General features: G+C 67.4%; 15 protein-coding genes. 8 read left to right on the top strand and 7 right to left on the bottom strand.

Annotated elements, in window-relative coordinates:
* The first annotated feature begins 5 nt into the window (after window positions 1-5).
* On the top strand, window positions 6-377 hold the full coding sequence (locus LIX00_RS05070; RefSeq protein ID WP_227355117.1) for a Zn-ribbon domain-containing OB-fold protein: 372 nt from the start codon (window positions 6-8) through the stop codon (window positions 375-377).
* Here the strand turns inward: LIX00_RS05070 and LIX00_RS05065 are convergent.
* From LIX00_RS05065 to LIX00_RS05055, 3 genes are read right to left on the bottom strand one after another with little or no spacing between them, the layout of a single operon-like run.
* Entirely contained in the window at window positions 354-1,292 is a 939-nt protein-coding gene (locus tag LIX00_RS05065) for an alpha/beta fold hydrolase (protein WP_227355116.1), read from the bottom strand. The genes LIX00_RS05070 and LIX00_RS05065 overlap by 24 nt on opposite strands.
* 44 nt (window positions 1,293-1,336) lie before the next feature.
* Window positions 1,337-2,335, bottom strand: coding sequence for a methylmalonyl Co-A mutase-associated GTPase MeaB (gene meaB, locus LIX00_RS05060; protein WP_227355115.1), 999 nt, complete (start codon window positions 2,333-2,335; stop codon window positions 1,337-1,339).
* Window positions 2,332-2,748, bottom strand: coding sequence for a cobalamin B12-binding domain-containing protein (locus tag LIX00_RS05055; RefSeq protein ID WP_227355114.1), 417 nt, complete (start codon window positions 2,746-2,748; stop codon window positions 2,332-2,334). The genes meaB and LIX00_RS05055 overlap by 4 nt, the downstream gene beginning before the upstream one ends.
* A 310-nt stretch (window positions 2,749-3,058) precedes the next feature.
* Here LIX00_RS05055 and LIX00_RS05050 point away from each other — a divergent pair, with 310 nt between their 5' ends.
* Genes LIX00_RS05050 through LIX00_RS05040 form a run of 3 tightly spaced genes read left to right on the top strand, consistent with a single transcriptional unit; the run spans window position 3,059 to window position 4,802 of the window.
* Window positions 3,059-3,649: a DUF420 domain-containing protein gene (locus tag LIX00_RS05050; protein WP_227355113.1), complete on the top strand. Its 591-nt coding sequence runs from the start codon at window positions 3,059-3,061 to the stop codon at window positions 3,647-3,649.
* A 41-nt stretch (window positions 3,650-3,690) separates the two neighbouring features.
* A complete protein-coding gene (locus LIX00_RS05045; protein ID WP_227355112.1) occupies window positions 3,691-4,245 on the top strand; it encodes a hypothetical protein in 555 nt (184 codons plus the stop codon).
* Window positions 4,242-4,802, top strand: coding sequence for a hypothetical protein (locus tag LIX00_RS05040; RefSeq protein WP_227355111.1), 561 nt, complete (start codon window positions 4,242-4,244; stop codon window positions 4,800-4,802). The genes LIX00_RS05045 and LIX00_RS05040 overlap by 4 nt, the downstream gene beginning before the upstream one ends.
* A gap of 615 nt (window positions 4,803-5,417) precedes the next feature.
* Here the strand turns inward: LIX00_RS05040 and LIX00_RS05035 are convergent.
* Both LIX00_RS05035 and LIX00_RS05030 read right to left on the bottom strand, forming a co-directional pair.
* Window positions 5,418-6,230, bottom strand: a complete 813-nt coding sequence (locus tag LIX00_RS05035) for an ABC transporter permease (protein ID WP_227355110.1) — start codon at window positions 6,228-6,230, stop codon at window positions 5,418-5,420.
* The gene (locus LIX00_RS05030; protein WP_227355109.1) at window positions 6,227-7,165 is read right to left on the bottom strand and encodes an ABC transporter ATP-binding protein; all 939 of its coding nucleotides are present in this window, start codon (window positions 7,163-7,165) and stop codon (window positions 6,227-6,229) included. Before LIX00_RS05030 ends, LIX00_RS05035 begins: the two co-directional genes overlap by 4 nt.
* A gap of 89 nt (window positions 7,166-7,254) precedes the next feature.
* Between LIX00_RS05030 and LIX00_RS05025 the strand changes: the two genes are divergently transcribed.
* Window positions 7,255-8,343, top strand: coding sequence for a phosphotransferase family protein (locus LIX00_RS05025; protein ID WP_227355108.1), 1,089 nt, complete (start codon window positions 7,255-7,257; stop codon window positions 8,341-8,343).
* Window positions 8,344-8,546: 203 nt separating this feature from the next.
* Here LIX00_RS05025 and LIX00_RS05020 read toward each other — a convergent pair whose 3' ends face one another.
* A complete protein-coding gene (locus LIX00_RS05020; protein WP_227355107.1) occupies window positions 8,547-9,209 on the bottom strand; it encodes a DUF7546 family protein in 663 nt (220 codons plus the stop codon).
* Window positions 9,206-10,594: a heme o synthase gene (locus LIX00_RS05015; RefSeq protein WP_227355106.1), complete on the bottom strand. Its 1,389-nt coding sequence runs from the start codon at window positions 10,592-10,594 to the stop codon at window positions 9,206-9,208. Before LIX00_RS05015 ends, LIX00_RS05020 begins: the two co-directional genes overlap by 4 nt.
* A gap of 101 nt (window positions 10,595-10,695) precedes the next feature.
* On the opposite strand from LIX00_RS05015, the gene coxB reads away from it, so the two are divergent.
* The 3 genes from coxB (at window position 10,696) to LIX00_RS05000 (ending at window position 12,896) form a co-directional block, all read left to right on the top strand.
* Window positions 10,696-11,490 carry a cytochrome c oxidase subunit II gene (gene coxB / locus LIX00_RS05010; RefSeq protein ID WP_227355105.1) on the top strand — a complete coding sequence of 265 codons (795 nt, stop codon included), beginning with the start codon at window positions 10,696-10,698 and terminating at the stop codon, window positions 11,488-11,490.
* Between the two features lie 130 nt (window positions 11,491-11,620).
* Entirely contained in the window at window positions 11,621-12,478 is an 858-nt protein-coding gene (locus LIX00_RS05005) for a cytochrome c oxidase subunit 3 (protein WP_227355104.1), read from the top strand.
* Between the two features lie 133 nt (window positions 12,479-12,611).
* Window positions 12,612-12,896: a DNA-directed RNA polymerase subunit L gene (locus tag LIX00_RS05000; RefSeq protein WP_227355103.1), complete on the top strand. Its 285-nt coding sequence runs from the start codon at window positions 12,612-12,614 to the stop codon at window positions 12,894-12,896.
* The last annotated feature ends 30 nt before the right edge of the window (window positions 12,897-12,926 follow it).

Raw genomic sequence — 12,926 nt, 5'->3', positions numbered from 1 at the left:
GAAGAATGAGCGAGCACGCCAACACGGGCTACGACGAGTGGCTGGACGCCGTCGCCGATGGGGAGGGCTACTACCTCGAGTGCGAGAACGGTCACGGCTCGCTCCCGCCGCGTCGAGTTTGCCCCCGGTGCGGCGCGACCGACCTCGAAGAGACGCCGCTTCCCGAGACGGGCGAGGTGGAGACGTACACCGTCGTCCACGTCGCCGCGCCGTCGTTCGCGGACGACGCGCCCTACACGACCGCCGTCGCCGACTTCGGCCCGGTTCGGCTGACCGGCGTGGCGGACGACGACGTGGAGGTCGGCACGGAGGTCGCCGCGACGGTCGGCGAGACGGAGACGGCGGGCGAGCGACTACTGCTGTTCGAGCGCCGTTAACTCGTCGAACAGCACTTCCAAGAAGGGGCCGGGGTGTTCGGCGTGCGGGAGGAGTCGCGCTTCGTCGAAGACGACGAGTCGAGTATCCCCTTCGTCCGCGAGTTTCTGGCCGTCTTCGAGCGGCGTGACCTTCGCTTCCCGTCCCCAGACGAGGGTCACCGGCACGTCGACCCGGGCCAGTTCCTCGCCGAGGTCGACGTCGGGGTCGAGGTAGTTCGCCACGAACGACGCGGGCGCGAACCGAGCGCCGGGCTGGTGCGCGGTCTGCCACTCGAACTCCACGTCGCGCTCCGTGTACGACGCCTCGCTGAAGTAGCCGTCGCGCTCGTTGAACCGCCGAATCGAGCGCTTGCTGGCGAGGGCGTTGAACAGCGCGGTGCCGACGACCGGCGCGCGAAGGAGCGCCCGGAGCCACGGCCGCCGCGGGCCGGTGTCGGCGGTCGGACAGATGAGTTCCAGCCGGGAGAACGCCCCCGTTTCGTTCTGCGCGAGCGTCGCGTAGGCCCCGGAGAGCGACGACGCGAGGCAGATGGCGTCGTCGGTCATATCGTCCGCGAAGTCCACGACGAAGGCGGTGTACAGCGACGCGGAGTACTCGACCGGCGGACGCGACGAGCGACCGAAACCGGGGAAGTCCGGCGCGAGGACGTGGTACCGCGTCGAGAGCTGTTCGAATATCCCGTCGAACTCCTTGTTCGAGGCGGCGGCGTGGATGCCGTGCAACAGGAGCACGTCCGGGTCGTTCGGGTCGCCCGCCTCGGTGTAGGCCACGTCGAACCCGCGCCAGTGGTACGTACCCTGCTCTCCGGACAGCGGCGGGTCGATCGGTTCCGCCCGCCGGGCCAGCGTCCGATTGGCGAGCGCGGTCAGTCCCAATCCGCCCGCCGCGGCCGTGGCGAGTCTGCGAAGTTTCATATCTACCAAGGCGGCGCGGACGGGTTTATCGGTTATGCCAGAAATCAGTCGTGTAGGCAGTCTTCGACGGGCGCGACTATCTCGTCGGCCACGGAGTAGGGGTCGGTCTCGCGTTCGAGCACCCCGTCGACCAACTCCCGCATCCCGCCGCGGGCCTCGATTTCCTCCGCGACGAGTTCGTTCACGTCCTCGCGCAGCAGCGTTCGAATCTCCTCGGCGTAGCGGGTTCGGGCCTTCGCTTCCAGCATCCCCGTCGATTCGAGCAGGTCGCGGTGCTCGTCCAGCACGTCCACGAACTCGGCGACGCCCCCGCCGTCTTTCGCGACCGTCTCGACGACGCGGGGCGTCCAATCGTACCCTCCCACGCCGTCGGCGAACTCCAGCGTGGGCTGGTGGCCGCGCATCTCTATCATCTCCGTGAGTTCCTGCACCGCCCGGTCCGCGCCGGGGAGGTCGGCCTTGTTCACCGCGAACACGTCGGCGATTTCGAGGATGCCCGCTTTGAGCATCTGGACGGCGTCGCCGCTCTCCGGGGGGACCAGCACCGCGACCGTGTCGGCGGTTCGCACGATGTCTATCTCGTTCTGTCCCGCGCCGACCGTCTCGACGATTATCTTGTCCTTCCCGAAGGCGTCGAGGGCCTTCACGGCGTCCGTCGTCGCGGTGGAGAGCCCCCCGAGGCTGCCGCGGGCGCTCATCGACCGGAAGAACACGTCCATGTCGCCGACGTTGCTCGCCATCCGGATGCGGTCGCCGAGCACCGCGCCGCCGGTGAACGGCGAGGAGGGGTCGATGGCGATGACGCCGACCGTCTCGCCGCGCTCGCGGTAGCGGTTCGCCACCTTGTCCACGAGCGTCGACTTGCCCGCGCCGGGACTGCCGGTGATGCCGATGACCTCGGCGTCGCCGGTGTGGGCGTGCAGTTCCGAGACGAGTTCCCGGTAACCGGCGTCGCGGTTCTCTATCTTCGTGATGACGCGCGCCAACGCCCGGTGTTTTCCGGCTAAGAGGTCGTCCAGCAACTCCGCGTGCTTCGCGCTCATCGTTCGGGCGCGTTTTCGCGGACGAATCGGATAGTCTCTTCCATCGGCGTGCCGGGACCGAACACCTCCGCGACGCCGAGTTCCTTGAGTTTCTCCTTGTCGTCGTCCGGCACGACGCCGCCGACGAGGATGAGGGTGTCCTCGAAGGCGTCGTACTCCTTCAGCCCGTCAATTATCTTGGGGACGAGAGTGTTGTGGGCCCCGGAGAGGATGGAGATGCCGAGGACGTTCACGTCCTCCTGAACGGCGGCCTGCACGATTTCGTCGGGGGCGTTGTGGAGACCGGAGTAGACGACTTCGAAACCCGCGTCGCGGAAGGCGCGGGCGATGACGTGCGCCCCGCGGTCGTGGCCGTCCAGTCCGACCTTGGCGACGAGGCAGCGAATCGACTGCTGTTCCTGATCTGCGCTCATACATCACCCTTCCCCGCGTCCGGGTTTCACTTTAACGGAAATACGTGTGAAACCGCATTTGATAATAGGCAATTTCGGTTGTGAAACGCGGGCGAAACGACCGACCCCCGGAGTTCGTGACGGCGGATGACCGAGCGACCGAGAGGGAGCGACGGAACCGGTCGAGGGCGCGCCCGATGCGGTGCGGTTGCGGTTTTCGTCCGAGACCCTCCGAGTCGCGTCGGAGGCGGTCGAGGGGGAGCGTCGAGCGAATCGAGAACCTCGAAGGAGAAACGAAGCCACCTTACCGCGCCGCTCCCTACCCCCGCGCATGGCCACGGCGACCGCGCGACAACGCGCTCGGGAGAGTCCGGCGAAGGTGACCGCAGCGCTCTCGGCGCTCGGATACGTCCTCGTCCTCGGAACGTTCGCGGGCGTCATCCCCATCTATCCGGAGATCGGCATCGGAACCATCAACCTCCTCTCGGACGCCATCGCGGTCGTCAACAGCGCGGCGACCGTCTCGCTCGTCCTCGGCTGGTACTGGATTCGCGAGGGCGAAGTTCGAAAGCACCGCGCCGCGATGCTCACCGCGTTCGCCCTCATCCTCGTCTTCCTCGCGCTCTACCTGACGAAGGTCGGCGGCGGCGGGGAGAAACACATCGACCTCGCGGCGGGGCCCGTCTACTACGCCTACATCGCCATGCTGGCGATACACATCGTGCTCTCGGTCGTCTCCGTTCCGGTCGTGCTGTACGCCCTCGTGCTCGGACTCACGCACACGCCCGCCGAGCTTCGGAACACGAGCCACGCGAGAGTGGGCCGAATCGCGGCCGCGGCGTGGATTCTCTCGCTCGTGCTGGGCGTCGTCACGTACGTGATGCTGAACCACGTCTACGGCTGGACGCACGTCACGATGTGAACACCCCACTTTTAAACCCGCCGCCGGCGTCGCCCCGTTCGATGCGAGACCAACGGCGCGTCCGAACCGAGCGAGGAGCGCTGTCGGTGCGCGACGGCCGACTTCGGGTTCGGACGACCCCTCGGAGCGTTCTCGGGGGGATACGCCTGCAGAAGTGGCGGCGAGCGAGCGCGATACGACGCGCGCTGTTTCTCCTCTCGCTACTCTCGACGGGGTGGGGGTTTTACGGACTGGCGAGCACCGCGATGCGCGGCGGGCCGGACGAGTGGTTGCCGTACGCGCTCCTCTGGGGTGGATTCGCGTTCGTGGTTCTCGGGTTCTTGGGCGACGCGAGGCGTCGCAACGTGACGATTCCGCTCCGCACCATCTCGCGGGTCGAGCGGAGCGCCGACGGTTCGACGCTCCGCGTCGTCCACGCCGAGGACGGGGACGCCGAAACGACCGATATCGAGTTCGTCTCGGATTCGGGCGTCGAGAAGGCGGCCGAACGGCTCCGCTGGAAGGGGGTTCGCGTATCGGAGACGTCTTCGGACCGTCGCCCCGCGGCGGAGGGGTATCGCGAGCGATTGCGAGAGGGGACCGCACCGGAAGAATGACCGACCGCGAGCGCGTTCCGACGGAGGGCGGACGGTTCGTCGCGGAACGCGGCGTGTTCCGGGTTCGAACGACGCCCCGGGGCGTGGTCCGGAACGTCTACCTCGATGGCTGGAAGGGAAAGGACAAGCTGCAGCAGGGTTGGTTCGTCTTCTCGGCGTTCTTCGCGGTGATGACGCTCGGACGATTCGTCAGCGAGTGGCTCGGGTTCTCCGGGCGACCGCTATCGGTCGGGTTCGTCCTCTCGGCGCTGCTGGTCTACGCGCTCTTTCTCGCGCTCAAACTGGCGCTCGGGCGACTCCGGGACGGCGTCTCGATTCCGCTCCGAACCGTCCGCGAAGTCGAACGAGGGAACGACCCGACGAAACTCGAGGTCGTCCACGGCGAGTTCGGGAACGTCGAGCGGACGACTATCGCGTTCCCGGGCGAGTCCGACGCCGACGCCGCCGTCGAACTGCTCCGCTGGAAGGGGATCCGAATCGCGGAGGTCGGAGAGCGAAGGGCGAACCTCCGCGAGGATATCGAACGGCGGCGGAAACGGGAGGTCGAAACGAACTGACGGATTTCGGCGGCGACGCGCCCGAAGACGATTCAGTTCGTCCCCGTTTCGCGCGCATCTTCGGCGTCTCGGGGGGACGCGCCCGTTCGTTTTGCAACCGGTCGTCGGCGTGAAGGAGGGTGTCGAGGCGTCGCTCGAACTCCGATTCGGAGACGTTTCCGGCCGCGTACTCGCGTTTCAGTACCTCCGTCGGGTCGGTTTCGTCCGGTTCGTCCGGCGGGGAACCGGACCGCCGCGAACGCGAAGACGCCCCCCGCGGATACTCCTTCGCCGACTCCACGTATCCGATGAGGGAGAGGTACACCGGCCAGAGCGTAACGACCGCCAGGACGGCGGCTCCGAGACAGAATTCGGTCCAGAGAAGAGAGAGCAGTAACGACAACGGATTGCCCCCGACCAGGCTCGCGACCGTCGCGTAGAAGAACAACAGGCTGACCGACCCGGACGCCGCGGCGAGGAGGACCCCCCCGAGGGCACCGTCGGGCGTGTAGTGTTCGACGAGTCGATGCCATCGACGGGCGTTCGACCGCGAGGAGGGGCGACCGACCATGCGCGAGAGTGACGCCAGTCCGTATATTCGTTCCGAATACGATTCCGCCGGGACGCGGGGGGAACTCAGTCGGTTTGCGGAATCGCGCTCGCACCGGCGGCGAAAAAGAGCGCCGCGAGCACCGCGAGGACGACGAGGTCGAGTTCCCACCCGCCGAGGGGATTCGACCCCCCGACGACGGCGGCGGAGGGCGCGTCGTAGGTCAACTCCCGCACGCCGCGGGCGAAGTAGGTCAGCGGCGAGAGGTTCATCGCCGGTCTGAACCACGCCGGCAGGAGGTCCGGCGTGACGAACGTGTTCGACAGAAAGAGGAGGGGGAGGGCGATGGCGTTGCTCGCCGCGATGACGCCGTCCTGCGACCCCGCGAAACTGCCGAGGAGCGCGCCGACGCCGCAGAACAGCGCGACCGCGAGCGCGACGAAGACGGCGACGAGCGGCAGCGCCGCGAGCGAGACGCCCGCGTCCGTCACGAGCGCCATCAGCGCGAGGATGACGAGACCCGCCAGCCCGATGATGACGACGTTGACGAGGGTGTGCGCCAACAGCCACTCCGCGCGCGTGAGCGGGGTCGTCGCCAGCTTCTCGTAGCGGTTGGACTCCCGGTGGCGGGAGACGGAGCTGCCGACGCGCGAGAGCGGCGTGAACAGCACGACGACCGCGAGGTACCCCGGCAGGTAGTACGCGGGCGGTTCCGCGAAGAGGCCGCCGCCCGAACCGCCGTCGCCGGGGTTCGTCTGCACGAGCACCGCGAAGATGAGGATGAGGATGACCGGGAAGAAGAACGTGAAGAAGACGGCGGTGCGCCGCCGGAGGAACGACCGCCACGCCGCGCCCGCCTCCGCGCGAACTCGCCGCGTCGCGGTCGTCGCTCCGGTCATCGCTCTCCCTCCGCAACGGCGGTTCGGCCCGCTTCCCGCGTCGCTTCCGGGCCGAGCGCCGCCCCCGTCAGTCGGAGGTACGCGTCCTCCAAGTCGGGTTCGGTCCACGTCAGGGCCTCGTACTCGATACCTCGGTCGTTCAGCTCCGACACCACCGCGCCGATGTCGGCCGGGGTGACCCCGTCGAAGACGAGTCCGGTTTCGGTCTCCTCGACGGTGAACCCGGTCTCGACCGCGACGCGCGACGCGGCGGTCTCCACGACGAGTCGGCTCTCCCCGCCGTGCTCCGCGACGAGCGACTCGGGCGTGCCGACGGCGACGAGGTTGCCGTCCGCGAGCAGGCCGACCCGGTCGGCGAGACGCTCGGCTTCCGCCATGTAGTGCGTGGTCAGGAAGACGGTCGTGCCGCCGGCCGCGAGTCCCTCGACGAGCGACCAGAGCGCGCGCCGTCCCGCGGGGTCGATGCCCGTGGTCGGTTCGTCGAGGAAGAGCACGTCGGGGTCGTTGACCAGCGTCGCCGCCACGCAGGCGCGACGCTGCTGCCCGCCGGAGAGGTTCTCGTACCACGTCTCACCGGCGTCCGCCAGTCCGACCTCCGCCAGCGCCTCGTCCGGGTCGCGGGGGTCGTCGTACAGCCCCGCGTAGTACCGCACGAGTTCCCGCGCCGAGAGGCGCGCGGGCGGGTCGAACGACTGCGGGAGCAGGCCGACCCGCGATTCGTCCACCTCGGCGGGGGGGACCCCGAGGACCGATACCCGCCCCTCGTCGGGCGTCGTCGTCCCGGTGAGCGACCGAACGAGCGTCGTCTTCCCCGCGCCGTTCGGCCCGATGAGCGCGAACACCTCGCCCGCACCGACCGAGAGCGAGACGCCGTCGAGCGCCACGGTGTCGCCGTATCGCCGTCGAACGTTCTCGGCGACGAGTGCGTCGGTCATGCTCGGAACTTACCCTCGTCCGCAGGTAAGCGGTTCGATTCGGCGCCCGGGAAAGTATATCAGGACCCTCCCCGTCGCCCGAAACGTGAATGTCGGGAGATAGTTCGGACGAACCGTCTCGTTCGCCGGACGACCGGCTCTCCGACGGCGAGATTCGCGACGCGATAGCGGCGGTCCTCCCGGACGCGCGGATCATCGACGTGGAACCGATCGAGCACGGAAAGAACGCGGTCTACTCGCTCGTCGCGGAACGGCCAGCCGAGGGAGAATCTCGGACGACCGAAACGGAGCGGGTCGTACTGAAATTCGCCACCGCCACGGACGACGCCGCGTTTCGAGCCGAACCGCGCCTGCTCGAACTCGTCCCTCGGCGGACTTCGATTCCCGTTCCGCGCGTGCTCGGGTCGGACGCGGGCGACGCGCTCGGAACGCCCTGCTTCGTCGCGGAGGCGGTCGAAGGGCGGACGCTCGAACTGCGCCCCGACGAGTTGCCCCCCGACATCCTTGAACGGGTGTGCTTCGAAGCGGGCCGAAACCTCGGCGAACTCCACGCGGAGTTCTCGTTCGACGGGTTCGGTCCGGTCGCACCGGACGACGCCGGGACGCTCCGCGTGACCTCGGCGTTCGACAGCTGGCCGAACCTGTTCGAGACGGCGGTGAAAGCGAACGCGAACCGACTCGCCGGAACCCGATTCGGCGACCTCGTTCTCGACCTCGAATCGCACGCAGAGACGGTCGCCCGGCGACTGGACGGCGAGTTCGAACCGGCGCTCATGCACCAGGATTACCGGCTCGCGAACCTCCTGCTCGATTCCGACGCGGTGAGCGGTTCGTGGGACGGCGGGCGGGTGACGAACGCGGTACTGGACTGGGGCGAACCGGCGACCGGCCACGCCGAGTACGAACTCGTCCAGACCGAAGCCGTGCTGATAAATCGACCCGAACTACCCGAGTCGAGGCGGGAGCGCCTCCGCGAACGACTGTACGAGGGGTACGACCGGACGAACTCGCCCGCGCGAGATTCCGGCTTCTCCGAACGCCGTCGCCTGTATCGGCTCGCGGTACTCGTCCGACTGATGAAGAACTTCGAGACGATAGTGGCGAAGACCGACGCCGACCCGGACGTCCGTGCCGACGAGCACCGCGAGACGCTCGACCGGTGGGCCGATTCGGTGTGAAACGTCGGGAGCGCTCGCGGGCCGAGGTCGACCGGTAGGAGGCGAGCAGGGGGCTGACGAACCGGAACGCGCCGGAGACGTGCAGGACGGGTATCGGCGCGGCGACGAGGCAGAGCGCGAGCGCCATCCGAAGTTGGCGGTTTCGATCGTATTTCCGACTCACCCGACCGAGAAACGTCAACCGGCCGTAATCGCCGCTTCGGTTACCGTATCGTCGGCCGCCAGTACAGCAGCGCGACGGTCACGACGAACACGGCCGTCGAGATGTCGTAGGAACCGGACGCGACCGTCGCGGCGAGTCCCGTTCCCGCGCCGGCGACGCCGGTGACGACGGAGGCGACGACGGGGAACGTGCAACTCACGCACGAGAACAGGCCGAGGAGTCCGGCGACGACCGACCCCGCGGCGTCCAACACGGTGGCGTAGACGAGGTACGCGAGGGCGAGGTAGCCGATCAGTTTGAACGGGAGGAGCGAGAGGCGGAGCAGGTCGCCGTTGTAGAGCAGGGCGGGACCCCACCCCGGCGGGAGCCACGCGATTCGGACGGAACTCGTCGACACCCCCGGTATCGTGTGGCCGGGACCGAACAGTCCGCCGACGTAGCCGAGGACGAGGAAGTAGCCCGCGGCGATGACGATTCCGACGACCCGGTCGCGGTCGCTCTCCGCGACGGGGTTCGTTCCCCACACCGCGAACAGCGCGACGTTTATCCAGACGAACGGGTAGAAGAGGTAGCGGAGGTCGCCGGAGGGCGGGCCTTCGACGGCGAAGTACAGCAAGAACAGGAGCAGTTCGGCGTTGAGCAGAACCGCTCCCCACAGCAGGGTTTCCCCCTCCGGTCGGAATCGCGCGATTCGTGTGCTCATAGTGCGAGTGCGTCGACGACGATGGCGACGAGGAGCGCCCCGAGGTAGGCGTTCGAGGCGTGGAACGAGCGGAACGCCGCCCGCTCGTCGCGGTCGTGGTGTAGTTTGACGACCGCGACGATGAAAACGGCTCCGAAGACGAGCGTCGTGAGGGCGTATAGCCAGCCGAGCGTCGTCACCGCGGCGAGCGCGCCCGCCGCGAGGAGCGTCGCGCCCAGCCACAGCACGATGTGTTTCCGGGTCTCGACCTCGCCGCGGACGACCGGCATCATCGGGAAGCCCCCGCGCGCGTAGTCGTCCTTGTACGCCAGCGCGAGGTTATAGAAGTGCGCCGGCGTCCAGAGGAAGATGACCCCGGCGAGCACCAGCGCGGGCAGGCCGAAACCGTCGGTGACGGCGGCCCAGCCGATGAGCGCCGGGAGCGACCCCGCGAACCCGCCGATGACCGTGTTCTGTACCGTGTTCGGCTTCAGCAGGAGGGTGTAGACGACGCTGTAGTAGACGATGGCCGTCAGCCCCAGCGCCGCGACGAGGAGGTTCACCGAGAGGAAGACGGCGATCGAGGCGATCGCCAACGCGACGCCGAAGGCCACCGCGTTCCGAACCGGAATCTGCGCCGTCGCCGCCGGCCGGTCGGCGGTTCTGGACATCCGCCTGTCGACGTCGCGTTCGAGGACGTGGTTGAACGTCCCGCTCGCGCCGATGGAGAGGACGCCGCCCGCGAGCGTGGCGACGACCGTTTCCACTTCGAGGTTCGGCCCCGCCGCGAGCGCCATCCCGGCGGACGCGACGAGACAGAGGAGCCACATCAGGCGCGGTTTCATCAGTTGGAAGTAGGCGTAGGCGGTCGCCTTCGGTCCGGACGGGGTTCGTCCCTCGTCCGGAGTCGCGGGCACGTCCGAGGCCCGGATGCCCGTCTCGACCGGGCCGTCGCGCTCCGCGGGTTCGAGCGCCCACGCGAGCGCGAGCACGCACCCCGCGAAGATCGCCATTCCGACGACGAGGTGGACGGCCGCGAACGTCGCGGTCGTTGCCGTCGTCGCGGCGAGCGCGCCGAGTCCGATCTGCACCGGGTAGAGCACCGCGGCGGCCGAGAGGGTCGCTCGAACCCGCGGCCGAGAGTCGCGCAGCCACGCGAACAGCGTCGTGGCGGCGAGGAGCAGGCCGACGACGAGCGCGACGACGCGGTGTCCCCACGCGATGGCGAGGTTCGTATCGTCGAAGGGGACGACCCAACGACCGTTACACGCGGGCCACGTCGGGCAGGCGGCCGCCGCGTCCGTGAGCGACGTGGTCGCACCGACGACGACCAGCAGGTAGACGCCGACCGCCGTCGCCGTCAGTGCGCGTTCGAATCGGTCCGAAGAGATGTGCTGCGATGCCACCGTTGTCCGACGGTTGCCTTCCCGCGTACTTAGACCATCCGACTTCTCCCGAGGACGAAGACAGCACATATTTATGGAGTACTTCCCAAGCCTAAGGTAGTATGGATTCGAAGCGGATAGCGTTCGTTTCGGTGCTCGGCGCGGCCCTCCTCGCGGTCGCGGTGGACCCCGCGCTCGCGCAGGGGTACGATTCGACGACCGAGAACCTCATCAAGACGCTCAACACCCAGTTGCTGTACGCCGCGATTCCCATCACGGTGCTGGTCGAGGGCATCCTCATCTACACCGTGTGGAAGTTCCGCAACAACGAGAACCCGCTCCCGACGAAGGAGAACCGTCGGCTCGAAATCACGTGGACGGTCGCCACCGCCATCGTCCTGCTGTTCGTCGGCTACGCCTCCTACGGCGTGATGGCGAACGAGTACGTCACGACGACGCCCGAGCAGGCGCAGAACGTGGAGAAGAACGCGGTCGAGATAGAGGTGGTCGCCGAGCGATACGCGTGGACGTTCAACTACAAGGGTCACAACGTCTCGGCCTCCACGAACGCGGTCATCCCCAAGAACCGTCCGGTCTACTTCAACATCACCTCGAAAGACTGGCTTCACGCGTTCCACGTCCCCGGTCTCGGGTTGAAACAGGACGCCATTCCGAACCAGCACAACGTCATCAAGACGAAAGCGACGGAGGAAGGGACGTATCAGCTCTACTGCGCGGAGTACTGCGGCGTGGGGCACTCCAGCATGTTGGGCAAAGTCAGGGTCGTCAGTCAACCCGAGTACCAGCAGTGGCTCCAGAACCAGGAAGGATACCAGCCCAAGCCGGGCGGTAACAACGGCACGGGCAACAGTACGGCCGGCAACGGCAGCTCGGGCGGAAACAACAGTTCGGCCTGAGACCGACTTTTCTCCCTTCGACCGCGAGATACGTCAGCGACGCTACCGCTTCATCCGACGCGGCGCGACCGTTTGAGACAGCGGAGGCTTTTGGGTGCATTTTTAGTGGTCGGACGGTAACCGTCCCAGTATGACGGTAACGGACGATTCGACAGAGGAGCACGGCCATCACCTCCCGGCCGTCGAGGACTGGCCGAAGGGCTTTGGCGAGGCGTCGTGGTGGCCCTTCGTCACCGCTATCGGCGGCGCCGGATTCTACGTCGGTGCCGCGCTGTTCATCCTCGGACACGGAGGAAACAATCTCGTCGGCCCGACCATCGGCCCGACGGTGTTCATCGCCAGCACCGCCGTCTTCCTCGCCGGGTTGTACGGCTGGGTGTACCACGCCTTCGTCAAGCACTTCTGGAGCCGCGACACGCACGAATCCGGCGCGAACGCGCTCCGCTGGGGCATGATCACGTTCCTCGGGTCGGAGGTGGCGACGTTCGGCGCGGGGTTCGTCTACTACTTCTTCATCCGGACCGGGACGTGGGACACGAGCCACCTCCCCGACCTGACGACCAACCTCGTCCTCATCAACACGGCCCTGCTGATAGTGAGCAGCATCACGCTCCACTGGGCGGAGGTCGAACTCCGGAAGAACAACCGCAGTCGGTTCCTCGCCGGACTGGGAGCGACGCTCCTGCTCGGCATCGTGTTCATCGGCGGGCAGATTCTGGAGTACTACGAGTTCATCGTCCACCACGACTTCACGCTCACGGGCGGCGTGTTCAACAGCGCGTTCTACGGCCTGACGGGACTGCACGGTCTGCACGTCTCCATGGGCGCGGTCCTCATCGGCATCGTCTTCGCGCGGGCGCTCTACGGCCAGTACTCCGCCGAGCGCCACCTCTCGGTCACGACGGTGTCGATGTACTGGCACTTCGTGGACGCGGTCTGGATCTTCCTCGTCGTCGTGCTGTACTTCGGCGCGGAGATGAACATCTGAGCTACGCTTCTTTTTCGTTCGAGCGCCGACCGGCGAGTTCGCCCCGTCGACGTTCGGAGACGACGTTCCGCGAGAGCCGCCGCGAAACGCGCGCTTCGCAAGATTGAAACGCGACAACGCAGAATTCGTGGGCATGGAACTGCGGGTTATCGAGAAGAGCGACACCGAACTCCAGATAGAAATCGGGGGCGAGAACCACACGTTCATGAACGTGCTCAAGGGTGCGCTCCTCGAAACCGAGGGCGTCGCGGCGGCCACCTACGACGTGAACCCCGAACAGTCCGGCGGCCAGACCGACCCGATACTCAGCCTCAAAACCGAAACCGGCACCGACCCCCTCGACGCGCTGGAAGCCGGCGCGCAGAACATCAAGGACAAGACGAGCGCCTTCCGCGAGGCGTTCGAGACCGCGGCCTGATCTCTTCGACGCTTCCGCCGCCGACAGACA

Origin of the sequence: Haladaptatus salinisoli, from assembly GCF_020614375.1 — an archaeon.
In the GTDB taxonomy this organism is placed as follows: Archaea; Halobacteriota; Halobacteria; order Halobacteriales; family Haladaptataceae; genus Haladaptatus; species Haladaptatus salinisoli.
This window is presented reverse-complemented; position numbering and strand designations above follow the sequence as displayed.